Origin of the sequence: Bdellovibrio reynosensis, assembly GCF_022814725.1 — a bacterium.
GTDB classification, from domain to species: domain Bacteria; phylum Bdellovibrionota; class Bdellovibrionia; order Bdellovibrionales; family Bdellovibrionaceae; genus Bdellovibrio; species Bdellovibrio reynosensis.
The window spans coordinates 1,730,909-1,756,331 of the sequence record NZ_CP093442.1 but is presented as its reverse complement, the minus strand read 5'-3'; the positions used below and the strand labels follow the sequence as shown (position 1 = coordinate 1,756,331).

At 41.7% G+C, this 25,423-nt stretch carries 25 protein-coding genes and 1 rRNA gene; 15 read left to right on the top strand and 11 right to left on the bottom strand.

The features are described 5' to 3' along the window. Positions 1 to 24 precede the first annotated feature (24 nt). Positions 25 to 141 (top strand): 5S ribosomal RNA (gene rrf, locus MNR06_RS08165). 308 nt (positions 142 to 449) lie between these two features. Here the strand turns inward: rrf and MNR06_RS08160 are convergent. Together MNR06_RS08160 and MNR06_RS08155 are read right to left on the bottom strand one after the other, a co-directional pair. Next, the gene (locus tag MNR06_RS08160) at positions 450 to 1,472 is read right to left on the bottom strand and encodes an alpha/beta fold hydrolase (protein WP_243540745.1); all 1,023 of its coding nucleotides are present in this window, start codon (positions 1,470 to 1,472) and stop codon (positions 450 to 452) included. 452 nt (positions 1,473 to 1,924) lie between these two features. Continuing rightward, entirely contained in the window at positions 1,925 to 2,641 is a 717-nt protein-coding gene (locus MNR06_RS08155) for a hypothetical protein (protein WP_243540744.1), read from the bottom strand. A 216-nt stretch (positions 2,642 to 2,857) separates the two neighbouring features. On the opposite strand from MNR06_RS08155, the gene MNR06_RS08150 reads away from it, so the two are divergent. The 4 genes from MNR06_RS08150 (at position 2,858) to MNR06_RS08135 (ending at position 7,493) form a co-directional block, all read left to right on the top strand. Further along, complete coding sequence (locus MNR06_RS08150) at positions 2,858 to 4,024, top strand: MIDAS family adhesin (protein WP_243540743.1); 1,167 nt, start codon at positions 2,858 to 2,860, stop codon at positions 4,022 to 4,024. 246 nt (positions 4,025 to 4,270) lie between these two features. Next, positions 4,271 to 4,981, top strand: a complete 711-nt coding sequence (locus MNR06_RS08145) for a FliG C-terminal domain-containing protein (RefSeq protein WP_243540742.1) — start codon at positions 4,271 to 4,273, stop codon at positions 4,979 to 4,981. Positions 4,982 to 5,164: 183 nt separating this feature from the next. After that, on the top strand, positions 5,165 to 6,883 hold the full coding sequence (locus tag MNR06_RS08140; protein WP_243540741.1) for a hypothetical protein: 1,719 nt from the start codon (positions 5,165 to 5,167) through the stop codon (positions 6,881 to 6,883). Beyond that, positions 6,876 to 7,493, top strand: coding sequence for a pyroglutamyl-peptidase I (locus tag MNR06_RS08135; RefSeq protein ID WP_243540740.1), 618 nt, complete (start codon positions 6,876 to 6,878; stop codon positions 7,491 to 7,493). The genes MNR06_RS08140 and MNR06_RS08135 overlap by 8 nt, the downstream gene beginning before the upstream one ends. Before the next feature lie 41 nt (positions 7,494 to 7,534). Here MNR06_RS08135 and MNR06_RS08130 read toward each other — a convergent pair whose 3' ends face one another. Further along, positions 7,535 to 8,677 carry an OmpA family protein gene (locus MNR06_RS08130; RefSeq protein WP_243540739.1) on the bottom strand — a complete coding sequence of 381 codons (1,143 nt, stop codon included), beginning with the start codon at positions 8,675 to 8,677 and terminating at the stop codon, positions 7,535 to 7,537. A 188-nt stretch (positions 8,678 to 8,865) separates the two neighbouring features. On the opposite strand from MNR06_RS08130, the gene MNR06_RS08125 reads away from it, so the two are divergent. Next, positions 8,866 to 9,426 carry a hypothetical protein gene (locus MNR06_RS08125; protein WP_243540738.1) on the top strand — a complete coding sequence of 187 codons (561 nt, stop codon included), beginning with the start codon at positions 8,866 to 8,868 and terminating at the stop codon, positions 9,424 to 9,426. A gap of 5 nt (positions 9,427 to 9,431) precedes the next feature. Next, positions 9,432 to 9,761, top strand: a complete 330-nt coding sequence (locus tag MNR06_RS08120; RefSeq protein ID WP_407933204.1) for a DUF1904 domain-containing protein — start codon at positions 9,432 to 9,434, stop codon at positions 9,759 to 9,761. On the opposite strand, the gene MNR06_RS08115 is transcribed toward MNR06_RS08120, so the two are convergent. Both MNR06_RS08115 and MNR06_RS08110 read right to left on the bottom strand, forming a co-directional pair. After that, positions 9,758 to 11,902, bottom strand: a complete 2,145-nt coding sequence (locus MNR06_RS08115; RefSeq protein WP_243540736.1) for a hybrid sensor histidine kinase/response regulator — start codon at positions 11,900 to 11,902, stop codon at positions 9,758 to 9,760. The two genes, MNR06_RS08120 and MNR06_RS08115, sit on opposite strands and share 4 nt — an antisense overlap. Positions 11,903 to 12,106: 204 nt before the next feature. Continuing rightward, positions 12,107 to 12,799: a response regulator gene (locus MNR06_RS08110; RefSeq protein ID WP_243540735.1), complete on the bottom strand. Its 693-nt coding sequence runs from the start codon at positions 12,797 to 12,799 to the stop codon at positions 12,107 to 12,109. Positions 12,800 to 12,893: 94 nt separating this feature from the next. On the opposite strand from MNR06_RS08110, the gene MNR06_RS08105 reads away from it, so the two are divergent. After that, positions 12,894 to 13,244: an Hpt domain-containing protein gene (locus tag MNR06_RS08105; RefSeq protein WP_243540734.1), complete on the top strand. Its 351-nt coding sequence runs from the start codon at positions 12,894 to 12,896 to the stop codon at positions 13,242 to 13,244. A gap of 478 nt (positions 13,245 to 13,722) precedes the next feature. Here MNR06_RS08105 and MNR06_RS08100 read toward each other — a convergent pair whose 3' ends face one another. The 3 genes from MNR06_RS08100 to MNR06_RS08090 are packed head-to-tail and all read right to left on the bottom strand — an operon-like array spanning position 13,723 to position 15,952. Beyond that, a complete protein-coding gene (locus tag MNR06_RS08100; protein ID WP_243540733.1) occupies positions 13,723 to 15,075 on the bottom strand; it encodes a phosphoribosyltransferase family protein in 1,353 nt (450 codons plus the stop codon). A gap of 1 nt (position 15,076) precedes the next feature. Beyond that, positions 15,077 to 15,493: a CBS domain-containing protein gene (locus MNR06_RS08095; protein ID WP_243540732.1), complete on the bottom strand. Its 417-nt coding sequence runs from the start codon at positions 15,491 to 15,493 to the stop codon at positions 15,077 to 15,079. Positions 15,494 to 15,553: 60 nt separating this feature from the next. Next, positions 15,554 to 15,952 (bottom strand): BON domain-containing protein, encoded by a 399-nt coding sequence (locus MNR06_RS08090; protein WP_243540731.1) that lies wholly within the window; start codon positions 15,950 to 15,952, stop codon positions 15,554 to 15,556. Between the two features lie 152 nt (positions 15,953 to 16,104). Here MNR06_RS08090 and MNR06_RS08085 point away from each other — a divergent pair, with 152 nt between their 5' ends. Then, entirely contained in the window at positions 16,105 to 17,019 is a 915-nt protein-coding gene (locus tag MNR06_RS08085) for a pirin family protein (protein WP_243540730.1), read from the top strand. Positions 17,020 to 17,053: 34 nt separating this feature from the next. Here MNR06_RS08085 and MNR06_RS08080 read toward each other — a convergent pair whose 3' ends face one another. Beyond that, positions 17,054 to 18,031: a TerC family protein gene (locus MNR06_RS08080; protein ID WP_243540729.1), complete on the bottom strand. Its 978-nt coding sequence runs from the start codon at positions 18,029 to 18,031 to the stop codon at positions 17,054 to 17,056. Further along, complete coding sequence (locus tag MNR06_RS08075; RefSeq protein ID WP_243540728.1) at positions 18,024 to 18,575, bottom strand: TIGR00645 family protein; 552 nt, start codon at positions 18,573 to 18,575, stop codon at positions 18,024 to 18,026. The genes MNR06_RS08080 and MNR06_RS08075 overlap by 8 nt, the downstream gene beginning before the upstream one ends. Before the next feature lie 100 nt (positions 18,576 to 18,675). Here MNR06_RS08075 and MNR06_RS08070 point away from each other — a divergent pair, with 100 nt between their 5' ends. The 3 genes from MNR06_RS08070 (at position 18,676) to MNR06_RS08060 (ending at position 22,103) form a co-directional block, all read left to right on the top strand. After that, positions 18,676 to 19,548 carry a LysR family transcriptional regulator gene (locus tag MNR06_RS08070; protein ID WP_243540727.1) on the top strand — a complete coding sequence of 291 codons (873 nt, stop codon included), beginning with the start codon at positions 18,676 to 18,678 and terminating at the stop codon, positions 19,546 to 19,548. A gap of 100 nt (positions 19,549 to 19,648) precedes the next feature. After that, positions 19,649 to 20,911 carry a cytochrome P450 gene (locus tag MNR06_RS08065; protein WP_243540726.1) on the top strand — a complete coding sequence of 421 codons (1,263 nt, stop codon included), beginning with the start codon at positions 19,649 to 19,651 and terminating at the stop codon, positions 20,909 to 20,911. Positions 20,912 to 20,945: 34 nt separating this feature from the next. Further along, positions 20,946 to 22,103: an amidohydrolase family protein gene (locus tag MNR06_RS08060; protein ID WP_243540725.1), complete on the top strand. Its 1,158-nt coding sequence runs from the start codon at positions 20,946 to 20,948 to the stop codon at positions 22,101 to 22,103. 20 nt (positions 22,104 to 22,123) lie between these two features. Here the strand turns inward: MNR06_RS08060 and MNR06_RS08055 are convergent, their stop codons facing one another. After that, positions 22,124 to 22,546, bottom strand: coding sequence for a DUF2141 domain-containing protein (locus MNR06_RS08055; RefSeq protein WP_243540724.1), 423 nt, complete (start codon positions 22,544 to 22,546; stop codon positions 22,124 to 22,126). An 86-nt stretch (positions 22,547 to 22,632) separates the two neighbouring features. Between MNR06_RS08055 and MNR06_RS08050 the strand changes: the two genes are divergently transcribed. From MNR06_RS08050 to MNR06_RS08040, 3 genes are all read left to right on the top strand, one after another. After that, on the top strand, positions 22,633 to 22,887 hold the full coding sequence (locus MNR06_RS08050; RefSeq protein ID WP_243540723.1) for a hypervirulence associated TUDOR domain-containing protein: 255 nt from the start codon (positions 22,633 to 22,635) through the stop codon (positions 22,885 to 22,887). A 137-nt stretch (positions 22,888 to 23,024) separates the two neighbouring features. Further along, positions 23,025 to 23,894, top strand: a complete 870-nt coding sequence (locus MNR06_RS08045) for an endonuclease/exonuclease/phosphatase family protein (RefSeq protein WP_243540722.1) — start codon at positions 23,025 to 23,027, stop codon at positions 23,892 to 23,894. A 113-nt stretch (positions 23,895 to 24,007) separates the two neighbouring features. Beyond that, the gene (locus MNR06_RS08040; protein ID WP_243540721.1) at positions 24,008 to 25,201 is read left to right on the top strand and encodes a hypothetical protein; all 1,194 of its coding nucleotides are present in this window, start codon (positions 24,008 to 24,010) and stop codon (positions 25,199 to 25,201) included. The last annotated feature ends 222 nt before the right edge of the window (positions 25,202 to 25,423 follow it).

Sequence of the window (25,423 nt, the reverse complement as noted above, 5' to 3'; positions counted from 1 at the left end):
ACACTTTGTTTTAATAAACGCTTTGCTGGTGTTTATAGCAGAGGGGCCACACCTGATCCCATTCCGAACTCAGAAGTTAAGTCCTCTTGCGGCGATGGTATTGCATGGGCGACCATGTGGGAGAGTAGCACGATGCCAGCTCTTTTTTACTCGAACCCGGGTTACGAAAGTAATCCGGGTTTTTTTTTGTCTTCTTCGGGCCGGTCGTCGATAAGGGCTCAATCGACTGCGTTGGAATCCTCTTGTCCTCGCTCCGATGTGGCGCTGCCACACCTGCGCTGCGGGAAGAGGCTTCCGCCTTGCGCTTGAACCCTTCTCGCCAACCTTTGTTCCTCGGTCTTCGCTGCGCTCGCAATGCCTTCGGCATTTCTTGCTTTAAAGGTGCCTGCTTCTTTTTGCGGTTGCGCTGTGTTGTTATCTCTTAAGAATCCCTTTGGTCTTTTTTTGCTTTAGAGGTTCTTTGTTAGGGCTGTCCAGAATTGTTCGAAATCTTCTATGAAGGGCATGTGTCCTAGTTTTGGTAGTTCTACTAGTTTTGCTTTTGGGAACATTTTTGTGACTTGTTTTCCTAGGGCCGGGTAATTTCCCATTTTTTCTTTTATGTCTGGTGGTGCCCAGGCTTTGCCTATGGCCGTTCTATCTCTTTGACCTACGATTAATACTGTTGGTGCTTTGATATTTTTGAATTCGTAAACTACTGGTTGAGTGTAAATCATGTCAGAGGTTAAAGCGGCATTCCAGGCGATCACTGGATAATCGGGGTCTGCTAGCCAGCCTTTTGGGATTTCTAGCCACTTGTCGTATTCAGGTTTCCACTTTCCGTCATAGTAGCTGTCTAATTGGTATTGTTTTAATTTTTCTGGGGTTGAAGCTAACTCACTCTTAAAAGCTTCATCTATATTTCTATAGCCTGTCATTGTTTTCCAATCTTCTAAGCCGATTGGATTTACTAGAATTAGTTTTTTGATTTGATCTGGATACATCAACGTATATCGGCTCGCTAGCATTCCGCCCATGGAATGACCTAGTAGCGTGAATTTTTCTACCTTTAAAGTTTTTAAAAGTTCGTGGGTGTTTTGGGCAAGAGTTTGGAAACTATATTGGTAGTGGTGTGGCTTTGATGATTTTCCGAAACCGATTTGGTCAGGAACAATCACTCTGTAGCCTTCTTGATTTAGCCCTAGGATTACTTGTTCGAAGTAAGCCCCGGGAAAGTTTTTTCCATGGAAAAGAACAATGACCTTATCTTGGTTGTCGTTATCTTTGCCCGCCGGGATGTCCATGTACGCCATCTTCAGATTTTGTTTTTGAGAATGCAGAGAGAAGTAAGAAACAGGAAACGGATATTTATAGTTCGACAACTCTGCGTCGAAAGCCCGCGGAATTTTTGTTACTTCAGTTTTCGTTGAAGGTTTTGTAGCGGTTGTGCATCCACCACAGATTAGAAAGAACGCGATAAGGGTATTTTTCATTTATAACTCCTAAAAAACTGAGAACTTCGAAAACAAACGCGAACATAGGAACGGGAAAAAGCAGTTAAAAAACCTAACAAACAGCTACGAACAACGAAGTACAATTTAAGAACCAAGAACCAAGAACTAAGAACTAAGAACCAAGAACCAAGAACCAAGAACCAAGAACTAAGAACCAAGAACCAAGAACCAAGAACCAAGAACTAAGAACCAAGAACTAAGAACCAAGAACCAAGAACCAAGAACCAAGAACCAAGAACTAAGAACCAAGAACCAAGAACTAAGAACTAAGAACTAAGAATCAAGAACCAAGAACCAAGAACAAAGAACTAAGAAACTACGAAGCTAAGTTAATTTAAGAACATTAAGCTCACTATCTAAGGAAAATTTTTAACCTCATTGAAATAACAAGATATGAAGGGACAATAGCCCCTCATATTTTATCTGGAATCTTACTTCGTCATTTTAGGTTCCTGAGTGTTACCAGGCGTCGCTTGTTTATCTTGTGAAGAAGCAGGTTCTGTTGTCGTGGTTCCTTGCGGAGACTGTTGTGCTGGCGTTGCTGTTGGACTTGCGCTTTGCGTATTTTCCTTTGCTTCTGCTGTAGGCGTAGCTGCTGAAGCTGGCTCTGGAGTTACTTTATTTAAGTCATTCATTGTGTAAGTACGGCCGATTTCGAAGATTTTGTTTTTTGTTTTAATGTCGAACAAACTTGCTTGAATGATAATTCCTGGATTTTCTTCGTCAGGAAGATCGACGATTTCTAATTCTAAATATGACGTCCCATCTTTTACTCTTTGGATACTAGGTCTTTCTTTTCCTAGGATTGTTTTTGCAAGCTGTGAATTCATACGAAGCTCTACTGTCGCGATGGAATTCCATGCTGCCGGAAGCTGTTGAGTTTGCGCCAAGTTATTGAAATCATCGTTGATCATTTTTGCTAACTGCTGAGCAGGAGTTAACTGCACACATTCAGCAGATGCTTCTGTTTTTTCCTTTCTCGCGCTCAGGATAGAGCCTGGCTCATCTTGCAAAATCATATAGGCTAGTACGCCTGCTACAGCAATAATCACGGCTCCGATAAGTTTGTACATCATGATGAAAATCTCCTGCTCATTATTATTGGAAATATTCATCGCAGCCTCAAAGCCTTTCCATACTCGGCTCAAAATCGCACCTTCGGGCTAGGGGCAATTTGGGATCTAAATACTCGAAAATCTTACACAAAAGGTGCCCCAGTTGGGGCTCCTGTCAAAATCCTCGACAGGTTTGGCAATTACTTCAAAACACTGTATGTGGCCTAAAATCTAGTAATTTCATATAGTTACGCACACCTTTCAAAACTGGCATTTTCATTGGAAGTAATACTGCGAGAGAGGTGTCTTATGAACTCGCTAACTAGAATGGCAGCACTGTCCTTTTTGATCGGGCTTTACGTCGGTTGTTCACCGGTGAAGTTCTCTTTGGATGACAGTAAATGTAAAGATAGCGGATGTGTCGTTGAAAACGGCAAGTACTCATTTAATTATTCAGCGACGGCTGGTTACGGCAAAGTCGATATCCTTATCGTCAACGATAATTCGGCTTCGATGTCGTTTGAACAAGCACGCTTGGCACCTCGCTTTGCTAACTTTATCGGTGATCTTGATAGCCGCAATATCAATTATAGAATTGGTATGGTCTCTACGGACGTTGCTGGGGCCAACAAAGGAGCACTTCTTAGTTTCGGCGGGTCTCCGTATCTGACGCCACAAAATGCAGATCGTTTGAGTTTGTTTAACCAAACTATTCAACGTCCTGAAACATTAGCTTGCGAAAAGTTTATCGCTAACTGGATTCGTAATAACGGTGGGAACACAAGTTCCATTAATAGCTCAGCATATTCTGCAGCCTACGCACAGAATTGCCCTTCAGGGGATGAGCGCGGTGTTTATGCGGCAAACTTGGTCGTGAATAACAATCCTTCAAGCTTCATTCGCAGCGATGCGCATTTAGCAATCATCTTCTTAGGTGATGAAGACGAGCGTAGCGGTCTTTACTGTGAACAACGTAATTCAAACGGAGCTTGCGTAAAAATGAGCAGCCAATTTGCTTTTGATCAAATGGATCAACCAGGTTTCTTGATCTCGAATGTTAAAGATAAACTTGGCGCCGATAAATTCAACTCACTCAGTGTTCATGCGATTGTCGTGAAAGATCAAGCGTGCTTAAACCAACAAAACTCACAGGCTCTTGATAATTATGCTCCGACTACGGGGTTAGTGAGTGGCAGTTATGGCGCAAACTTCTTAGCTTTCACGAATCAAGGCTGGGGTATGGCTGCTGATATTTGTTCAAGTGATTATACATCTCAACTTGGTCAAATCCGCACTCAAATCACAGACAGAATTAAGGACATCGTTCTGAACTGTTCAAACCCTACGGACTTGATTGTTACGGTTTCAGGTTCTCCGGTGTCTCACCACATTGATGGTAAGACGTTGAAGTTCAATCAGTACTTGGCTCCAGGTACAAGCGTTACTCTTTCTTATAAGTGTGACAGCCTTAACTAGATTTAAAATATAAAGGTAAGATGCGAAAGGCAGAGCGAAATGCTCTGCCTTTTTTCTTTTTGGTGTTTCTTCAGAAAAAATCTTTCAAAGGTATAAATAACTGACTCTTTCTTTGAAACAAATTGGAGCATTTTGAGACGAACTTAACATAAGATTTCAAAGTCCCATGATTTTCTTAAACCCTCAAAATTTATTTCGCTCAGTCCTTTAGTCCTGGAATTCATTTCCGATAAAAGCATCATGGGCATGTTAGACAGATACAAAAAAAAGGGCGGCTTTAATCAACTTCTTCAATTGTTGGAGACTTCACCATCGGCTAAGAGAGAACAGTTTTTAGGACTGATCTCAAGTGAAAGCCCCGTATGGGAAGACGCTCTTCGCAAAAGAATTCTGACCATAAATAGAGTGTATGGCTGGGATGGGCAGTACTTAGTAGAGATTTTCTCTCGCGTGCAGCCATTGACCTTGGCTAATGCTTTACACGGTACTCCAGTAGCGGACGTTGATAAACTTCTTAGCTGCCTCCCGCCGATTTCTAAAAGAAAAATCACGGATCTTATGGCGGAATCAAATCCGACTCCGGCCGAAAAAGCGACTTGTATTGGTCGTATGCTTTCTGAGGTGCGCGGATTTATTTCTCAAAGAATTATCACACTTGAAAAAGTCGATCCTGAGTTAGCGGTTCCAGAAAATATCGAAGAGATTCTTGCGGTAACACCGTTTTCTGCTCCGATCTCTGAGGATGTTCCTTCGTCGACTTCTTCAGAAGAAAGTAAGCCACTTTCATTTGGTGTTTATGATAATCCGCCGACGACTGCTCCCTCAGGTGCAGGGGCGCAAGCTGAGGTTGATTTCCTTAAGCGTAAGGTAAATCAATTAACTAGCGAGGTGAATGCCCTTAAGCACGAGAACACGGTGCTAAAGGATAAGCTCGCGCAAATTAAGAAAATTGCCTAAGAGCGATAGTAAAATTCAAGGAAATACAAAACGGCTTTGGTGATACCAAGGCCGTTTCTCTTTATAAGACAATATTCTTCAATGAAGTCACATTTTTTCGTCCAGACTTTCGACAGATCCGCTTTTTTCTAAACCTAGCCTAAACCTCAGTCGATATGCCTCTTGAAGTACGTGAGGTAGAGTATGACATCAAAGATTCTTAGCATCGCTATGAGTGCCTTCCTGTGTTCCCATGCAGTAGCCCAAAGCAAAATTGGTCTGCCCGTGGTGGACTTAGAGACCCAATTCTATCAAGAAATCACTAGATCAGAAAATCCAGAAAAGCCCACTATCCAAGGTATTTTTGAAGAAGTACCCGATGGACTTAGTAATAAAGATATTCAGCCAGATTGTGATCCGCGCCGTTTTGAGGACAGCATTCTTGGTAAAAACCTGACGACAGCAAAATACTTTCAAGCGGCTCGGAAGTATTTTGAAAAATGCTCTAGAGAGTTAACTTCCGGGTCATGGTTAGGAATTCCTGGCTTACTTAAGTTTTCTAAATTCCAATACCCTTTTTTCTCTCATCCACAAGTCAAAGAATTCACCGTGAAACTTCCAAGTGGCGTTCGCGTGCCAGGGATTTTAGCTTTAAAGCAAGATCCTCGTCCGCGTCCTTTGGTTATTGTGAAGTGCGGGGTGTTTTGTTCTGCGGCTCAAGGACCTTCCTTAAAAAGTTATTTGATGCATCTTTTCGATCAATCGCCGTTCAATGTTTTGCTGTTAGCAAACCAAACAGGCATGGACTACATCTATCTTAATAAGATGGTGACCATGGGCGGATGGTCTGAAGGCTATGAGGGACTTGAAGTTGGAAAGTGGATGTTAACAAAGTGGGAACATAAAGATCGTATTTCCAGTGTTCACTTTATGGGCATCAGTCTTGGCGGTAACGCTGCTGTGATGGGAGCGGCTTTCAACGACAAATACCTTCTTGAAAGTGGAAAAAAGATTTTCAATTCAGTCACTGCGATTTGTCCAGTAGTCAGTTTAAAGCCAACACTTGATAATCTTTATGGCGGTCAAGTTGTAGGACGTGTGTTCGCGAAGATGACAAAAGAGCATTTCTCGGAAGCTCGCAACTATATCCAAGACGTACCAGAGATGTTAACCGATGATAAAATTCCAAGTCGAACAGGTCTTGCGGATTTTATCGGCGACTTGAATTCCACGTCTTTACAACGTCGTGGAATTGCAAGTACTCCGCAATCATATTTTAAAAGCAATAACTTCTGGAATTGGAAAGAAGAAGTAAAAACGCCGTTGATGGTGTGGGCTTCAAAAGACGACATGGTTGTAAATAATAGAATCAACGCCCAAGTTATCGAGCAAAATGATTTCTATGAGAAATCTCCGTGGGTGGGAGTGCTAAATCTGAAATATGGCAACCATTGTGGTTTTTCTTCAGCTTACGGCTTTGCTGCATCTGCAGCGGTATTAAGAACTTTCGTTCTTAATCACAGCCCTGAGTTCGTGAACAGCTATAGTGTTCAGCAAGAAGTTCCTTGGAATTATGGTTTTAAAAAATTGCCAATTCAATCCATTCATCTAGGCCAAAGCTTTAACTTCTATTCGCAATCAGAAGAGGCCAAGGTCACTTTTAGAATTTACAATTCTCAAGGTGGAGAGTCTTGTTATGAAAAAGGACCATGGGATTTAAATACGTGTTCGTATGCGAAAGACTTTTGGATTCCAATCAAGGATCTAAAAGCACTGGGTGCCCGTGTTCCAAGAACCGAGGCAGAAGCCCAGTCTATCACTCGCGAATTCAACACCAAGGTGGAATTCCGTGTAAAAAACGGTCCGCTCAGTGGTACAAATAGTAATGAATTTGTTCTGCGCTGGAGACACGGATTTGAATAATAGCCCGCAAATTTTAGTAACTGGTTTTCAGCCTTTCTTAGGCGAAAAAATCAATCCAAGCGAAATCCTTCTTGAGTGGATCCAGAAGGATTTTGCCTCTGCTGGGGTTGACACCCTATTGCTACCAGTCTCATTTCATGAAGCGCCGGAATTAATTTTGAAAAAAGCCACTGAAAAAAATTACGACCACATTTTAATGCTAGGTCAGGCGGGTGGAAGAAATAAGGTGAGTTTTGAAAGAGTCGCACTGAACTGGACTGAAACCTCTCACCCTGACGAATATGGTTTCATGCCACAAAGGGGAAAAATCTTTGAACAAAATGCAGAAGCTTTTTTCACTCAAAGTCCCATCGAGATATGGAAAGACGGACTGATTAAGTCAGGCCATCACGTTGAGATTTCGTTAAATGCAGGCGGGTATGTCTGTAACTATATTTATTATAAAATTTTGCATCACATACAGCAGAACAACCTTAAGTCAAAAGCTTGTTTTATACATGTGCCGTATTTACCAGAGCAAACTGCCAGCAAATCCCCAGCACCAGCAAGTATGGAACTTGATGCTATGAAGAATATTCTTCTATTCGTCTTAGACCGCGTTCGAAATTAAAAAAGCACCGGTATTTCACCGGCGCCTTTTTATGCTGCCATTTATTCTACAGTTGAAAGTGCATCACGAAGTGCTTTTTCATCTTTAACGCCCATAAAGATAAGTTCGGCACGTCTATCTTGATCCAAATTACCAGTGGCTTCTTCAGAACCACGTCCGACCGCAACGACATCAATTTCTGTAAGGCCATTTTGTTGCAGAATGGTGCGAACTTGTTCTGCTCTTTGTCTAGATAACATTTGATTTGTTTCTTGATCTCCAGATGAATCTGCAAAGCCACGAACTTCGATTCTTTCGACTAGATCAGGATTTTCTTTTAATGCTTCTGCGACTTGAACTAATCGTTCTTCATCTTCTTCTGCAAGTTCTGTTTTCGAAGGCTCAAACATAATCGCATCACCTGCGACGAGGTTTGACATGGAGATGTCTCGTAAAGCCCACTCGGGTTGTGCTACGGCAACGGGACGAGCTGGCTCAATTTTTGTTCTTAACCCAGTATCAGTCATCTGTACGGACGTAGGTTCCTCTTCAACGTCCATAGCGGCTTGGGGATCACGTTGTACTGGATTTTCTGCTGATTGACGTACACTAGTTTGGTAGGCTTGAGGATTCCAACCCAATTGTAAATCCACGAGGTACATATTCACAGCATCCCCGGTATTATTAGTTAACGTCATAGCTCTTGCACCGACACGAGCTAACCAAGCTTGTGTGATGTTGAATTCACGCAAAGCTTGAAGACCCACAAATTGAGCATCGCCTTGTTCTGCCGCCAGTTGACGACCTTGTTCAAACATATGATTTGCAACAAGACCAGCTTGCCAACGATTATCCCATTTATAGCGAGCCGCTAATTCAAGAACACCACCAGAAGTAGCAGTCTCTAAATTAGTACCTTCTGATTTTATGAATTGTTGGTTGTTAACACCGTAACCCACATCAAAAACTTGATGTTCTAAATAATAAGAACCTAAAAGTTTAAATGAAACCGGCGAACTTTCGACATCGCTTAAAACGTCACCACCAGTGTAGCCCCCACCCAGAGTTAAAAATGGAAGCAGTCCTCTTGGGGCTCTTGCAGCTTCTTCCCTGGTGAATTCCATGGTACTTGCGCCTTCTGTTTCTTGATTTGCCCAGGAATGGGCACCGATAAATAGCAAAGATATCAGTAATATTTTTTTCATGGCCAACTCCTTTTTTATCGATTTCAGTATTGATCTACTGAAAGGGGATGCAAATTTTTGCCGGATCAAAGATGGGCTGTGTGTTGAATTAAATGACGCAGGCTGGTCGTCAGTCCTTTGGGCAGTTGCCTGCTTGTAATTGACCTTCAACATAGCGCTATTTACGATGAACCGATGTGGAGGCTTTCATGAAAATGCTACTTATCGTACTAATGATGTTCGCCGTGTCTTGTTCGTCAACTCACAAAGCTAAAGATATCGATACAAAAGTAGATATCGCAGCACCTGTTCGTAGTGATTCCGTTGTTGGAGTTAAAGATGGCGACATGGTTTACCAACGTAAAGTTTCAATGGGCGAAGAGTTACGTCGAATTGAATTAGATGTTTATGATTTAGAAGCAAAAGTTTACGGAGGTCCTCGTTATTTAGACAATCGTGGTTTATATGGTGTTCTAAGAGACTGCCGTACACAAATGGGTGATTCCAAGAATGGTGGAGATGGCAAAGTACGTTGGACGGAATCAAGAGAGTATGTAACACCAGAAGATGATTTTTCAGCCATCGGTGTTGAAGACAAGCGTATTATTGTAGGACTTTCTGAAGAGTTTTTGAAAGATCGTCTAAACCGTTTCCGTGGTTATAAAAAGACTTTGGAAAAACGCCATGACGAATATGAAACGAAGGTCAAAGTGTGCCAGCTAGAATTGGCTGCGCAGAAAAAAAGCGCGCAAGCTTCAGAGGGACAATAGGCAGCATGCCCCATATTCGAATGCGTTCAGTAAAGAGTTCTGATGTGGCTAAGTTATCATCAACGATGGTGAAGGACTTAGCTGCCATCATCAACACTTCAGAAGATAATTTTACGTTCGAGGTAGTTTCTTCCCAGTTTTTTTCTGAGGGACAAGAAACCGCATCTTATCCGTTTGTTGAAGTCCTTTGGTTTGCGCGAACTCAAGAGGTGCAGAATAGCTGTGCTTCTTACATATGCGATAAGGTCAGAGAGCTTACCAAACAGCCAGATGTCGTTGTGATCTTCGTCGAATTAAATAAGACTGCTTACTACGAAAACGGAAAGCACTTTTAAACCCATTTGTTCATAGCCTGTTTCAATGCATCTAATGTTACAGGCTTTGCTAAGATATCGTCCATGCCACATTTTCTGCAGCGTTCTTCATCTTCCGTCATAACATTCGCAGTGAAAGCTAATATTGGAATCTTTGCTTCTGAGGATTCGTTCTGTATTTCACGGATTTTTTCAGTGGCCGTGTAGCCATCCATTTCGGGCATCTGGCAATCCATTAGAATCAGATCGTACGCGTAATTCTTGTAAACCTTAACAGCTTCGCATCCATTACTTGCCACATCTACTTTATGACCTAATCCTTTAAGCATCGAGATGATGATTGTTTGATTCACAAGATTGTCTTCCACAACCAAAATCTTTTTGCTTACGGTGAAGGATTTTGTCGCCACTTCAGTTTTTGCGCTGGATTTTTTGCCAGCTGTGGCTTCTAGATCAAAAGTGACATCAACAGTAAACCAAAAAGTGGAGCCTTTACCTGCTTCACTTTCCACGCCGATTTTTCCATCCATCAATTCTGCAAGACGTTTACTAATTGAAAGCCCCAAACCAGTGCCTCCATACTTTCTGGAAGTAGATCCATCTCCTTGAGTAAAAGGCTGAAACAATTGTTTAGTCTGGGCGTTTGTCATGCCTATTCCAGTGTCTTGCACTTCAAATCTTAATGTTGCAGTCGAACCTTGAGTTGATTGAAGTGTGGCTGCCACACTGATGTGGCCCTTCTCAGTAAATTTCACCGCATTACCTAAAAGATTTAAAAGGATCTGACCAATTCGGTTAGAATCGCCTTGAAGCACGTGGGGAATTTTGGGATCCACGAAAATTTGTAAATCAAGATTTTTACTTTTTAGACTTCCTTTTAGAAGGTGTGAATATCGGGTTAATAACTCTCGCACGTCAAATTCAGTAGATTCCAAAACAATTTTACCAGCTTCGATTTTAGACAGATCTAAAATACCATTAAGAATCGAAAGCAGTGCGGTGCCAGACTCTTGGATGATCTGAGCAAAATTCTTTTGCTCAGAATTTAACTGAGTTTCGTTTAATAGATCCGTCATTCCAATGATACCATTAAGGGGAGTACGTATCTCATGGCTCATGTTCGCGAGGAATTCAGATTTCGCCTTAGAAGCAGTTTCAGCCGCTAATTTAGCATTTTGCAGTTCCTCGGCTATTTTCTTAGATTCAGTAATATCGCGGGCCGTGCCGTAAGTGATATCTCCGACAGGAACAGATCTCCATGAAAGCCACTTGTAGCTTCCGTCTTTACAGCGATAACGATTTTCAAAAGACATGACCGTATGGCCTTTGGCCTGTCGTTGAATTTCGCGAATTGTTGATTCGACATCATCAGGATGAATAAATTCAATGGCTGGTTTAGAGCAGAACTCCTCTGCAGAGTATCCCAAAAGTTCTACGAACGCGGGATTGATCTTTCGGAAATAACCCTTGGTATCCGCCATGGCTAACAAGTCGATGGAAACGTTGAAAAACTGGTTCAGGTCTTGTTCTGCTTTTTTTCTTCCCGCATTATCGCGAAGGACCATTATCATAGCGACGAGAATAAAAAGAATTGCAAAAAAACTTCCTGCCAAAATGATCACATAGTTAGTGATCGCATTACGATTAGACAGTGCCTTTTTTTCTTGAAGCTTCTGTTCCCCATAACCTAACATCTCGCTGATAGCACTGTTCAAGGTGCCCTCAATTTCTTTACCTTTTTTTAAGCGGATCGCGGTTACAGCTTTCGGCCCACGAAGTTTTCTTTCTGCTAGGAATTCATCAAGGAAATTGATGCGAACTTGTAAAATGATTCTTAAGTTTTCCCACTTGTCTTTAAGATTGTTATCTTTAAGCACCAGACTGCGAATTCGTGTTAGGGTAGCGGCGACTTCGGATTTTGTATTCTGATACTTTGTAAGATAACTTGAGTCTTCGGTTATATGATAACCGCGCACTTGGGCATTGGCTGTGGCAATATGGTGCGCGAGATGTTCAAGCTCAATTTGTTGACGATAAACATGGCTTACATCGGAGTTGGTTTTGAGAAGATTTCGTGTACTGATAACTGAGTTGACCCCAATCAGTATGATCAACAGGATACCTAGTATAAACCCGATGTTTGTTTTATTAAGCTTCTTCATTCACCTTCCACGTAACTTACTCTTCGGATAATACTATAGAAAATAGAATTTTGTTGAGTTCAGATTTCGTCTCGGCTTTGTGATTCATTGCCGATATACAGGACTTGGCAATTTATATTTGTTTATAGAGGTTTAGTCTCGGAAAGAGGCATGAATTGTCAGCAAAAGTTAACAATTTTTTTGCCGAGAAATAGACTTAGGTATTTATGAAGCCTTATGAATTCGTGGTGCGTTTGCCATAACCCAACGGCGAATTTTGTGATGCTCGGACTCTGAAAGACCAATAAACACTGTCTTTACTAAAAATGAAGTGGTGTGATCCCCACCTTGCGCACAGGATGCCACTCGCAGGGTCGGTGTTTGAATTCCGATATGCGTAAACAAGTCACTTTGGATTTTAAATTTTTTGTTCAGAGGAATGGATAAAGGGGACAAGAATGTTAACCCTTGCTCTGAAATTCCAATAAGATCAAAAAAAATTTCCCAAGTGCCAGAAAACTTAACCGGCGTGTCTTTAAAACTATGATCACTTCTTTTAGATAAAAGAGCTTCTACTTTTGCCAGTAGAATATCGTGATCTATGGGCTTAATAAGATAGTCATCAACCCCGGAACGAAGGGCTCTTTCAACATCTTTTTTCTCTCTTAAACCCGTTAATAACATAGTTGGAATTTGATTAAATCGCTGTTCTTTTTTAATTGTCGCAATTAAGTCAAAGCCTGACAGGTTAGGCATATTGATGTCGGAAATAACCAAATCAAAGATTTCGTTTTGTAGCTTATCAATGGCAGCAAAACCGTCGATTGCAAGAACGACAGAGTGACCAGCTTTTACTAAAGCCGCTTCTACGATTTTAAGAATTACTGGGTCATCGTCGACCATCAGTATATTTGCCATAACACCTCAAAGGATTTTTCGACAAATTACGGGAAAAACTTAAATTTGACCTTTGAAAGTATTCTCAGCTAACTTATAGATAAAGGGAGGCACCGTGTCCGTAACACTAGACCGTGGGGCTTTAGACAGTCTTCGAGTTTTAGAAACTCCTGATAATCCTTTTTTGAAAAATCTAATTAATACTTATCTTTCAACCAGTGAAAAGATTGTCCAAGATCTGGTGACTGCTGCTAGAAGTGGCGATCTTAAAAGCATGGGTGAAATCGCCCATAGTTTAAAATCTTCTTCTGCAAGTTTGGGCGCGATTCGTTTATCAGAAATGTGTTTTGAGTTGGAAAAGATAGGTCGTGGAAATTTGCAGAATAATGATTATGCAAATCTGGCTGACGAAGCTCAAAAAGAATTTTCTGCTGTAAAAATAGAGCTTCAAAAAGAATTGAAGTAATTCATCGTCTTTATTGCCCGATGCGTAGCGACTTTTTGTTGCTTCGCGCTTCGTATTAGCTTTTATTAAGTTCCGTCTAGTGGAGCTGTCTGTTCGTGAAGGTATCTACCTTTTGTTTTCTAATTTTAATTGTTCTTTCGGGTGTTGCCCAGGCAACGACCTTTAAAAAATTTATTGGAACTTATAAAATCACGAGTTGCGATAATCAAAGTACAAGGCCTTCCACTATGAACGAAGAACTTTGTAAATCCCTCGTACTTCTGATCGAACCTCAAAATTTTCTGACAAATTTTTATTTCGTCGGTGTTAACAATGATATTTTACGCAACATTGACTATTTGCCCGAGCGCAGTCTGCAGACCGGAAACGCAAAATACGAAGAATTTGAAGATGAGGCAAAGTATGGGATAGAGCTGCGTGACTATGCCATGTTTACACGCCTTAAAAAGACCCAAGCAGATGAATATCATTTGTCCCTTTACAGTCGATTTAAATCGTCTGAGGATCTTTTTGAACTTGATTTAGTTAAGGTCTCATCAGACTTTAAGTTGCCGTGTTCTAAATAATGTTTAAACCATTTGATTGCATGGTCCACAACCTGATCTAGGGCACCTTCTTCCTCGAAAAGGTGGGTGGCGTCAGGCACAATGATTAGTTCACAATTTCTGAGTCTCTTTTGCGCTTGCATATTTAAAGTGATGACTATGTCATCAGCCCCGCCGACGATAAGTAAAGTCGGCGCTTTGACCTTAGATAGATATTCACCCGCCAAATCCGGTCTGCCTCCGCGGCTGACCACGGCTTTGATTGATAAGTTGGGCTTGGTTGCTGCTACAAGTGCGGCTCCGGCGCCGGTACTTGCGCCAAAATATCCTAAAGGGGTATTTTTAAATTGGTTGTGAATCCATAAGGTCGCTGTCTGCAGTCTTTCGGCAAGTTTGGGAATATCAAACACCTGGCTGCGCTCTAAGGCTTCTTCTTCGGTTAAAAGATCCAATAATAAAGTTCCGAAGTTTTCTTGATTTAAACAGTCAGCCACATATCTGTTGCGGGGACTTAGGCGACTGCTGCCACTTCCATGGGCAAACAACACTAACCCCTTCATATCTTTAGATACGTGGAGATCTCCCTTTAAAGTTCCTCCTTGAATAGGAATCTGCACGGATTTTTTGGAAGTAGAAAGCGACAGCTTCTGCGGTTTTAAGAGCTCCCTGACCTCTTTGTCACTGACTTGATCAAAGGTTTCATACCATAGACCTACGGCAATAAAATCCACAGGCGCCATTAAAACGATCACGTCATCGGCAATCTTTTCAATTTTTTTAATAGTGTCTTTGGCGCCGACCGGCGCTGCAACGATGATCTTCTTTGGATTTTTATGTCGTAAGAATTGAATGGAAGAAATCAAAGTAGCTCCGGTAGCAATTCCGTCATCAACAATAATGACGGTGCGATCTTTGATTTCAAAACTGGCTCGGTCGCCAAGCAACCTTTCTTTTTGTTCTTTTAATTCCGCTAATTTTGTTTGGGCTAACTTATTTTGGGTTTCTGAGGTAATGCCCAATATTTGTACGAGCTCTTTATTGAAGAAGGTATGGCCATCTTCACTAATTGCGCCGATGGCTAGTTCAGGATTATGGATGGCGCCAATTTTTTTAATCAGAACTAAATCCATGGGCGCATCCAACTGCTCGGCGACTTTCGCCGCTATTGGTACAGCTCCACGAGGAATAGCGAGCACAATGGGATTTTCATTTTTTAGATGAATCAGTTTTTCGGAAAGAAGCTTTGCAGCTTCCTCCCGATCTTTAAAGCGCCCTAAAAAATCCATACTAGTGATGAGAAACGCCAGAAAGGACCTGATGACTGATGGACGGGTCCTTTACCTTGGTAGCGATATCTCCAAGACTGACCATTCCGACCAATCTTTTATTGGCATTCACAACTGGAAGACGTCGAACTTGATTGCGCGCCATTTTTGTAGCAACGGAGTTGATTTCATCTTCTTCAAAGCAGTATTCAATACCTTCACTCATCACTTCTTCAACGGTTGTGATGTTTGGATCCCTGCGCTGAGCAACAACTCGTATGCAAATATCGCGATCCGTGATCATACCAATCATTTTGTCATTTTTTTCTACAGGGATAGAGCCGACATCCTGGGCTTCCATCATCATGGCAGCCTCAACCACAGTTTTATCGAAGTGGATCACGGAAGCACGGGGAGACATCACATTTTTAATTTTCATAAAATACCTCGCTTGATGAGTGTTATTATAAAGAACTTCTTAAAAACGATAGGCTGTAATTTATCTTAAGGAATGGCTAATGCGGCTGCGGTCGGGATCCTGTTCCGTGGCTTTTATCCGATTCAGGATATTTTTAATGCCAGTTATATGTTCAATGCTGTTTTCCACATAGCGACCAAGACTTTTTGTTTCAGTTGTGCCACTGAGTGTGACTTCGCCATTTCGAACTTTGACTTCAATGTCGGAAGCATCCACATCTGGATCTAACGTCAGGATTTCGCAAATTTCCTCGTAGATACGTTCATCAGACCTTTGATAATTTTTAGGCCCTTTGCCGGCAAAGTTGCGCAATCCGCCGCGATCCCCAGCGAAGCGCAAGCTTCCATCATAGGTTCTTTCATATCTTTGATAACTTTCGTCAGGATCGTTCGGTGAATAGTAGTAATCATCTTGATTCATGATGCCCCCTAAGTAAGTTTTAATTTTGAATAACTTTTACCATGGGGTCTTAAAGATGGACTGACCTAAGAATTAGAGTTGATGAATTACATTTTCATTTTCGTTGTTGTCCAGCAGTTGACCTTGTCTCTATTAAAGATGACTCTGTTTCCATGGGAAAAATTCAATTAGTTATACCACCTCGAGAAAAAGATCTTGGTGGATTCAATGTTAGACGTATTCTTCCATATGCCACCCATCGCATGGTCGGTCCTTTTATTTTTTTTGATCACATGGGGCCAGCTGATTTTAGATCCCATGAAGGAATGGATGTAAGGCCTCATCCTCATGTTGGGCTTGCAACAGTAACGTACCTATTTACGGGAAAAATTCGACATCGTGACAGCTTAGGTTCAGATCAGTTGATTGAACCAGGGGCGATTAACTGGATGACTGCTGGAAAAGGAATAGTCCATTCAGAGCGCACACCATCGTTTGAGCGCGAGCATGAAAACCATATGCACGGAATCCAGTTGTGGGTGGCATTACCAGAGGAATTCGAGGATGTTGCACCAAGCTTTATTCATCATCCCGCGGACACTCTTCCTGAGTTTACTATTGGGGAAATAAAACTGAAGCTTTTAGTTGGGAATGCCCTAGGACACACAAGCCCTGTCAAAGCTCATTCAGATCTTTTTTATTTAGAAGCAAATATTACGGCCGGGCAGCTACTTAATTTTCCAGTGTTAGGATGTGAAGCTGCAGCTTACGTGGTCACAGGGAAAATCAGGGCCGATGGCAAAGAAGTCGATCCTTATTCAATGGCCATTGTTGAAACAGGGGATGACTTAGAGTTAGAAGCCCTGACTGATTCGAAGGTCATGATCCTTGGTGGAAGTCCCGTTGGAAAAAGATTTATTTACTGGAACTTTGTCGCTAGTTCGCAAGAAAAATTAGATCGAGCGAAGAAAGCCTGGTTGCCGGGACCTGGTCCTAGCAACGAACTTTTCAAAGCTATTCCTGGAGACGATCAGGAATTTATTCCGCTGCCAGCTGAGGTTGGAAATCCAAAGGGAACAATAATGTAAAAAAAAGCCCACTTTTTAGGTGGGCTTTTTTTATTTATTTATTTTCAAAAGGATCTTTGCTTCGCCCCTTTTGTTCTTCAAGCTTGGCGACATACCAAGAACTTAAAGCTGCGGTGGCAAGAATGGCCGTGATCACTAGCAAAGACACCCAGCTTGGGATCTTCACAAAATCAATGATTAACATTTTTGTTCCGATAAAACCAAGAACTGCAGCAAGACCGGGTTTAAGATATCTTAATTTAACCACCCAATCGGCAAGCACAAAGTACAAAGCACGCAGACCAAGGATCGCTAAGATATTTGAAGCAAAAGCGACGAAAGCATCTTGAGTGACCGCAAACACTGCGGGAATTGAATCCACTGCAAAAACTAAGTCTGTAACCTCAATAACGACCAAGGCTAAGAAAAGTGGAGTTACTTTTTTCACACCATTTTCAAGAACGAAAAAGTTTTGACCTTCGATTTTATCCGTAGTCGGGAAGAACTTTTTCAGTAGGCGAATAGACCAGCTTTCTTTGGCGTCGATTTTTTCATCAGACTCACGAATGAATTTGATGGCCGTGATGACAAGAATTGCGCCGAACACGTATAAAATCCAGTGGAAAAGATTCAGCAACTGAGCACCAAGAATAATAAAGAAGGCGCGCATCGCGATGGCACCTAAAACACCATAGAATAAAACTCGGTGCTGGTATTTTTCCGGAATTTTAAATGAGCTGAAAATCAGCAAGATGATAAATAGATTGTCGACGCTTAAGCTTTTTTCAACCAGATATCCGGTAAGGAACTCGATCCCTAGATCTTTACCATACTCGTATCCAAACCAAAGGTTGAACAAAAGTGCGATACTAATCCACAAAGCACTTTCAATTAATGCTTTTTTCTTTGAGACCGTATCGTGACCTTTTCCAAAAAGGCTTAGATCAATCGCTAGCAAAACTAGAATACCGATGGAAAACACAATCCAAAGCCAGTTTGGTGCAACCGAAACAGATGAAATAAAATTACCCATGGTGGTCTCCTGCTGGTTTAGCATCTTTATGATGGGAAGAATGAAGGACCTTTTCGGTATAAGCGAGCATCAATGTAGAAATTAGGAAAACCACATGGATTACGATCTGCCACTGTACCTGGGCAAAGTCCTTATTGTTGATGTTGATAAATGATTTTAATAAATGGATCCCAGAGATGCCAACAAGGGCGCCGGCTAGTTTTACCTTTAAAGTTCCAGCGTCAATCTTTTCAAGCCAGTCTGGACGATCTTCATGGTGTTGCAAATTCATACGGCTAACGAAGGTGGCGTAACCACCAACAATAACCATGATTAAAAGATTTAATACCATCGAGATATCAACAAGGGTCAGGATCCCTAACATCAAGAGTTCTTCTGAAATAGTGCTTACTGTGGCGCAAAGATGAATAAGCTCTACTAGAAATTTATATGTATATAAAACGGCCCCCACGATAAGTCCGCCATAAATAGGGGCTTGGATCCAACGGCTGGAAAAGATAATGCCTTCAAATAGATTTTCAATCTTCTTAGATACTGTACTCATAAGTTTCCTTTTCAAAAAACCATTATAGTTTTGACAGACACTTCTGAAAACACGATAAATCAGAAGAAATAGTTTGTTTTTTCCAAAGTGAGATTTATTGATGCAGTGGCTTAATTATCATCACCTTTATTATTTCCGCGCGATCGCCAATGAAGGCGGTATCGCCAAGGCCTCTGAAAAATTGCGCATTGGGCAACCTACCTTAAGCACCCAGCTTCGCCAGCTCGAGGATATTTTAGGAAAATCTCTTTTTGAACGTCGCCATCGTAAACTGGTTCTTACTGAAGCAGGCAAAGCAGCCTTAGACTATGCAAACGAAATCTTTCGTTTGGGCGATGAAATGTTAGAAGTGATAAAAGACCAAACATCTCAGAATCAAACTCATTTGCAGATCGGCGCATTAGATGGCGTTCCAAAAAATGTGCTTTTGTCTTTAGCTAAAGAAGCTTACAAAATTGCCCCGTGCACAGTTTCTATTCTTGAGGGGCGGGGCGACGAACTCCTTAGGGAATTAAGGGCCCATCGCTTGGATCTTATTGTTTCAAATTATCCAGCGCAGTTGATGGAAGAAGAAAAAGTTTATTCCAAGTCCGTAGCAAAAATGCCAGTCGCTGTTTATGGTTCAGCAAAGTTTGGAGCACTAAAAAAATCTTTTCCCCAGTCTTTGAACGGCAAGCCCTTCGTTTTACCGACTTTACACAGTAAACTTCGGCACGACCTTAATCACTTTTTTAAGCTTAAAGGTATTCATATAGAGCCTGTTGCTGAAACGCAGGATACATCACTTCAGAAACTTCTTGCTGAAGATGGCCTTGGCCTAGCTCCACTATCAGAAATGAAGAATCTGAAAGAAAAGAATCTGATCCGTTTAGGACGTCTGGAGGGGGTTTACGAGGAACTTTGGCTTATTTCAGCCCAAAGAAAAATCGAAAACCCAATCGCTGCTAAGTTGATGCAGCAGTTTTCTTTGTAGACCTTAAACTGTCAGATTCCAAGCTTGTTAAAGGAAACGGTTGCGCCATTTGCGGCTGCCCTATTCGCAATTTAGAATTTCCATTAAGAGTGGAGGTCTAATGCTTGAGGGTCGGCAAGTTAATCAAAATGAAGATCTTTCTCCGGACAGCACACTTTCACTAATCGCTGATCCCTATCGTTTTATTTCAAGGCAGTGTCTTAGGTTGAATAGTGACTTGTTTGAAACCCGCCTCTTAATGAAAAAAACAATATGTATGACCGGGAAAGAAGCAGCAGTTCTGTTTTATGATCCCACTCGATTCACCCGTGTCGGTGCTGCTCCTGAACCTTTACGTGCTACTTTGTTTGGAAAGGGGGGAGTGCAAGGATTAGACGGAATTGAACATAGCCTGCGTAAAGAAATGTTTATGTCGATCATGTCTGAAGAAAGCATAGTGAAAATTTCAAACATCACGTCCCGCTGGTTTAAATATTATTGCCGAATGTGGGAAAAAAGGCGTCGTGTGACTCTTTACGATGAGTTGCAAGAACTACTGACACGCTCTGTTTGTGAATGGGCCGGGGTTCCGTTAAAAGAAGATGAAGTGAAAACAAGATCGCGGCAGCTGACGGCTCTATTTGATTCGGCAGGCTCGGTAGGGATTCGTCATGTAAAATCGCGAATGCAGAGGAAAAAAGCAGAAAGTTGGATCATGAATCTTGTCCAGGACGCGCGCATGCGTGCTCCCTCAGCCATCAATACACCTTTTCAGGCTATTGCTTTACATAGGGATGTTAAAGGCGATTTCTTAAGCGTTAAAACAGCGGCTATCGAGATATTAAATCTTTTGCGACCGACAGTGGCCATCTCGGTATTCATGGTCTATGAGGCCTTGGCGTTGCATATGCATCCTTCAATCAAAAAAAGCGTTCAGCACAGTGGACCAGATTACAATGAAGCTTTCGTGCAGGAGGTTCGCAGATTCTACCCTTTCTTTCCTTCGCTTTTAGCAAAAGTAAAAGATAATTTTGTCTGGAAGGATGTTCACTTTAAAAAAGACACACAGGTCATTTTGGACATCTATGGAACCAACCATGATCCGCGCATATGGCAAGCACCTGAAGAGTTTATTCCCGAAAGATTCTTACAACGCGAAAATGATAAATTTGGTTTTATTCCGCAAGGTGGCGGCGACCTTACAGGGCACAGATGCCCCGGGGAGTTTATAACCATCGCCTTGATGAAGGTGGCGTTGGAGTTTTTCGCTTTACGAATGAAATATGAAGTTCCGCCGCAAAACCTGGACATTGATCGGAAACGTATGCCAGCTATTCCTAAAAGCAGGTTGGTCATACAGCACGTATTTTTTGATGAGATGTAGTTTTTCATAAACCAAGAACTGAAGGACATAAAAAATGATTCTAATTGAAGGCGGAGAGGTTTTTTCACCAGAGCCAAAAGGCGAATTAAATGTTCTTGTTGGAACTGAAAAAATTATCCATGTGGGTGCATACAAAGATATATCAGCGTTAAAACTTATTGATCAAGATTTAGAAACCCTTGATGCACGTAACTGTTACGTTATCCCCGGGTTGATTGATCCCCACGAACATCTTAGTGGTGGTAGTGGCGAAGATGGCTTTTCGACCCAAACACCTTGTATCTATAGCCATGAGCTTGTTAAAGGTGGCATCACCACAGTTGTCGGCTGCCTGGGATCCGACACGATCACTAAAAACATGGCGCATCTTTTAGCCAGGGTAAAATCATTTGTCGAAATTGGTTTTTCAGCACTTTGCTACACGGGCGGCTATGAAGTTCCACCTCGATGTCTAACTTCGGATGTGCGCACTGATATTTTATTTGTTAAAGAGATCATTGGCGTTGGGGAAGTCGCTCTTTCTGATGAGCGCTCTCGCGATCCTGACCTTAACCAATTAGCTAAAATCGTAGCCGATGCACGGGTCGCAGGAATGCTTTCAAAGAAAGCGGGGCTTACGCATTTTCACATTGGTGAAGGTAAAAATGGTTTAAAGCATATTTTTGAATTGATGGAAGAATACGAAATCGAAGCTCGCTACCTTTATCCTACCCATCTAAATCGCAATGATCGACTTTTAGCTGAAGGTGCAAAACTCACCAAGAAAGGTTGTTTTGTAGATATCGATATTTCAGAGGAAGACGCCTTTGAGTGCTTAAAAACCTTCGTTTCCCATGGGGGCCACAAAGACAAAATGACTTTTTCAACGGACGCCTCTGTGAATTCTCCAGAGACATTATTTTCTCAGGTGCGCGACTGCTTTGTTAACCATGGCCTAGATCTTACCGAAGCGTTGGGATATGTAACAAAAAATACAGCTGAAGTTTTGCAGCTGAAGGACAAAGGATCTTTAGCTGCCAAAAAGGATGCGGATATTTTAATTGTAGATAAAAAGGATTTTGCAATTAGATCGATGATTTCACGAGGTCGCGTTCTATTTAAAGACGGAAAAATAAAATACGTGGACCCTCAGGAAAATGAATCTAAGAGAGAATTCCACTATCGTGGGAACGAACGTCCCTACACAAAATGAAAGGGACGTAGCGCAAAAATCTAGAAGTACTTAAGTTTGATATTCACCAACGAATCATCATTCAGTTCAACCGCGCATTTTGAAAAGTCAGGAGCGCCTACAAGAACTCTTGGATTATTTGAAAAACCGAAGCCTTCGCGAGGATAACCAAGCACCGTGTTTAATTTTTTATTTCCATCTTCATCATGAAGAAGAGCAATGGCATATTTGCCAGCAGGAACATTATCTAATTTAATCTCAATTTTTTTATTCTGAGGAATTGGAAGGTAAAAAGTCTTGTAAGCTTTCGCCGCTTCGCCAGGGAATGCTCTTTGTTCTCTTTCGTGGAACACGCTGATAGCCGCAAAGCCTTCTTTATTTCTAAAGCCTTCGATAGTTACATTGGCAGCCTGAGCTGGCGGAGTTTGGAATAAAAATAAAGATAGAACCGTTGCTAAAGACATGATTGCTCCTTTTGGTGTTTTTTTCCCAGTTTCTTGAAGTTGCGTCACGAAGAATGTTAAATGGTGTTAAGTGTTAGGAGTGTCGAATGGCGTTCAGGGTGGGTTCAAAGGTAAAATGGGCATGGTATGGGTCCTTTATTCATGGACGCGTGGAAGAAGTGTTCCATGAGGCAGTCACGAAAACCATCAAAGGCAAAAAGATCACGCGTCGCGGAAGCAAGGAAACCCCGGCTTACTTAGTTAAATCAGATGCGGGAAACCTCGCTTTAAAATTACAAACTGAGCTTGAAAAGGACGCTAAACAAACCCCATCATCTCCGCGAATGTTTCAAGATCCTTAACTGTAAACAGTTTGAACAGCGGCTTTGAAAAATATTAAGGACTAATCTTCCTTTTTCTGCAATAAACATGAAAGAAATGGCTGAAAACCTCATTTTTATTTAGTTTTCATGGGGTCCATTTTCCAACTGAGGTTGCAATGAAGTCGTCACGTTTTTTTCCTTTTGTTATCAGTTTTTTAATTACCTTTGCAGGCCCGCTAATGGCAGCAGCGGAATATGTGGCTTGTGAACCAGGCAGCTCTTCTCATGTTCGTGTCGCAACCTTGAACCTTATGACTACAAATGTGCCTTATTCATTTCTTTTTGGTTCCTGGGATACACGGTCTAATTCTATATCAGCGTGGGCCAGGGATCAGCAGATCGATATCTTAGGAACCCAGGAAGGCACAGAGGCGATGCTTTCCACACTGTCTAAAAAAACTCCACACCTTCAAAAAATCTTCCGGTCTAGACCCTCTCCAAATCACAATACCGAGTACACAACGTTGTTCTTTAACGCTGAAAAGTTTGAGATGATCACTGATGGCGAATTTTGGATGTCAAAAACTCCTGATGTTCCGGATAGCAGAAACTGGGGAAGTTCTATGGCACGCAGAACGGTTTGGGTGCAGCTTCAGAACAAACAAACGGGTAAAACTCTTTTCGTATTTAATGCGCATTTTGACTTTTTAAGTGAAAAGGCCCGCGTTGAAAGCGCGAAGTTGGCTTTAGAAAAAGTCAAAGCGATTGCGGGCCAGAATCAAGTTGTTTTAATGGGTGATTTAAATGTCACGACTTCAGAAGAAACAATGTCGGTCTTAGATCAAGAGCTGGTTGATACCAGAACAAGCTCGCTACATGCTCCGGTAGGGCCGTTAAGTACTTACATCATCATGGAGCGCCGCTTAGATTATATCTATACGGATCATGGTACTAAAACCTGCCTATACCAGGTGCAAACTCCAAAAACTAAAAACGGCACTTGGGTTTCTGATCATTTGCCTGTCATTGTCGATATCGAAAATTAAAACTGCTAATTGATTTAGCAATCTGCTGTTTTTATTAGGCGATGAAATAGCGAGCATGGTAATCCATTTCCCCTATGCATCGTGATGTTCACCATTCGCCACGAACCCTTTCCGTGGTTGACGATAATGAAATTCGCAAAGACCTCTTCTTTGCTTCATCGAACTTGCTAAAAAAAATCCGCAAGCTTGAAAAAGATCATGCTAATCTTTTGCTGTGTGATCAGATTCTTTATCACGATTGGTACAATCTGACTTTCAGGGATGAACTTCAAGCAGGCGAATTGCTCGAAAAAAGACATAAAATTTTGACCACTTTTCACGTGCACTTAAAACATGTTGCTGAAACCTCTAAGGTCTCTTTAGAGCGTGCTTATTTCATGCTTAAGGAAGAAGAAAGCCAATATCAGGCCGGCGATGATGTTTGGCGATTTGTGATCGATAAGCTTAGAAAAAATCGCTTCGATGCTGCGACCCGAAGTTTAGCTGACGGCAGCGCTATTTCTAAAAAAGTTATCCAAGAGCCCGCCGTGAACTTCGCTGAAATCTTTTTTAAAGATGATTCGGCGTTAAGCGGTTTAAAACGAAAAGCTCGTTCCGTGTATCATTATTTAAACGAAGTTGATGATGATATGATGGCTCGGCATTTGTCAGTGCCTATGGCGGGCTATCAACTTTTTAAAGAAACCTTTCATATAGCCATGAAGTGTGGTGATTGGAAGCTGTTAGGGCGTGTCTGGAAAGCGGCAAATCCCGCCTATCAACAACGGTTCCTTAGAAACATGCCGTTGCATCTAAAAGAATTTCTGCAACAGATTATTGCAGATAACGCCGATGAAGTGGCACTTGAAAAAGAAAAATCCGAAGCTGAAAATCAAGCTCGCACTGTTTATCGAAAACTAGTGCGCCTGCTTCACCCCGATAAGCAGGTCGGAATGTCACAGGAACACCAAGAGTGGGCTTCCATAAAATGGCAGCGCGTTCAGGCAGCTTATCGAAACTTGGATTACGAAGCTTTAAAACGCATCGATCTGCTTTGTATGGCAGAGCTAGGGCAGCTTAACGACCTCACCACGGATGAGATATATCAAAGTTCTTTAGTCCTAAACGAAGAGTACAGCATGCTAAAGAAAGCTTTAAAGGCCTGTCAAAAAAATCCGGCGTGGAAGTTTTCTAGTCGCCGCAACTTTACAGTTCTTAAAAACCGGGCACGCACTGAGCTTCGAAAGAAATATGCGCCATTAGAAGCAGAAGTAACAGCCCTTGAAAAATTATTAAGAACTTTTGCGGCTGCCGAATCCCTTCAGTAAAAGTAGTCACTATAAGCTGATCGAAGCGTTAGGGAAGTAAGTCTTAAATCTTACCTTCAGTTTTTGTCTGACGATAGGATTCTGGTTCGTGCGCAGGCTAATAACATTTAGGTGCCCTATTCGTTGGTACTAGACCATCGTCATATTTGGGCGGACTCTTAAGGACAAAAATGAAAATTTATTTATCTGGAAATTATGAGTTTCCTTAAAGGTTTATTCGAT

Coding starts and splice junctions, on each gene's coding strand:
- MNR06_RS08160 (WP_243540745.1), bottom strand. CDS start 1,472: ATGAAAAATACCCTTATCGCGTTCTTTCTAATCTGTGGTGGATGCACA.
- MNR06_RS08150 (WP_243540743.1), top strand. CDS start 2,858: ATGAACTCGCTAACTAGAATGGCAGCACTGTCCTTTTTGATCGGGCTT.
- MNR06_RS08145 (WP_243540742.1), top strand. CDS start 4,271: ATGTTAGACAGATACAAAAAAAAGGGCGGCTTTAATCAACTTCTTCAA.
- MNR06_RS08140 (WP_243540741.1), top strand. CDS start 5,165: ATGACATCAAAGATTCTTAGCATCGCTATGAGTGCCTTCCTGTGTTCC.
- MNR06_RS08130 (WP_243540739.1), bottom strand. CDS start 8,677: ATGAAAAAAATATTACTGATATCTTTGCTATTTATCGGTGCCCATTCC.
- MNR06_RS08125 (WP_243540738.1), top strand. CDS start 8,866: ATGAAAATGCTACTTATCGTACTAATGATGTTCGCCGTGTCTTGTTCG.
- MNR06_RS08120 (WP_407933204.1), top strand. CDS start 9,432: ATGCCCCATATTCGAATGCGTTCAGTAAAGAGTTCTGATGTGGCTAAG.
- MNR06_RS08115 (WP_243540736.1), bottom strand. CDS start 11,902: ATGAAGAAGCTTAATAAAACAAACATCGGGTTTATACTAGGTATCCTG.
- MNR06_RS08110 (WP_243540735.1), bottom strand. CDS start 12,799: ATGGCAAATATACTGATGGTCGACGATGACCCAGTAATTCTTAAAATC.
- MNR06_RS08100 (WP_243540733.1), bottom strand. CDS start 15,075: ATGGATTTTTTAGGGCGCTTTAAAGATCGGGAGGAAGCTGCAAAGCTT.
- MNR06_RS08095 (WP_243540732.1), bottom strand. CDS start 15,493: ATGAAAATTAAAAATGTGATGTCTCCCCGTGCTTCCGTGATCCACTTC.
- MNR06_RS08090 (WP_243540731.1), bottom strand. CDS start 15,952: ATGAATCAAGATGATTACTACTATTCACCGAACGATCCTGACGAAAGT.
- MNR06_RS08085 (WP_243540730.1), top strand. CDS start 16,105: ATGGGAAAAATTCAATTAGTTATACCACCTCGAGAAAAAGATCTTGGT.
- MNR06_RS08080 (WP_243540729.1), bottom strand. CDS start 18,031: ATGGGTAATTTTATTTCATCTGTTTCGGTTGCACCAAACTGGCTTTGG.
- MNR06_RS08075 (WP_243540728.1), bottom strand. CDS start 18,575: ATGAGTACAGTATCTAAGAAGATTGAAAATCTATTTGAAGGCATTATC.
- MNR06_RS08070 (WP_243540727.1), top strand. CDS start 18,676: ATGCAGTGGCTTAATTATCATCACCTTTATTATTTCCGCGCGATCGCC.
- MNR06_RS08065 (WP_243540726.1), top strand. CDS start 19,649: ATGCTTGAGGGTCGGCAAGTTAATCAAAATGAAGATCTTTCTCCGGAC.
- MNR06_RS08060 (WP_243540725.1), top strand. CDS start 20,946: ATGATTCTAATTGAAGGCGGAGAGGTTTTTTCACCAGAGCCAAAAGGC.
- MNR06_RS08055 (WP_243540724.1), bottom strand. CDS start 22,546: ATGTCTTTAGCAACGGTTCTATCTTTATTTTTATTCCAAACTCCGCCA.
- MNR06_RS08050 (WP_243540723.1), top strand. CDS start 22,633: ATGGCGTTCAGGGTGGGTTCAAAGGTAAAATGGGCATGGTATGGGTCC.
- MNR06_RS08045 (WP_243540722.1), top strand. CDS start 23,025: ATGAAGTCGTCACGTTTTTTTCCTTTTGTTATCAGTTTTTTAATTACC.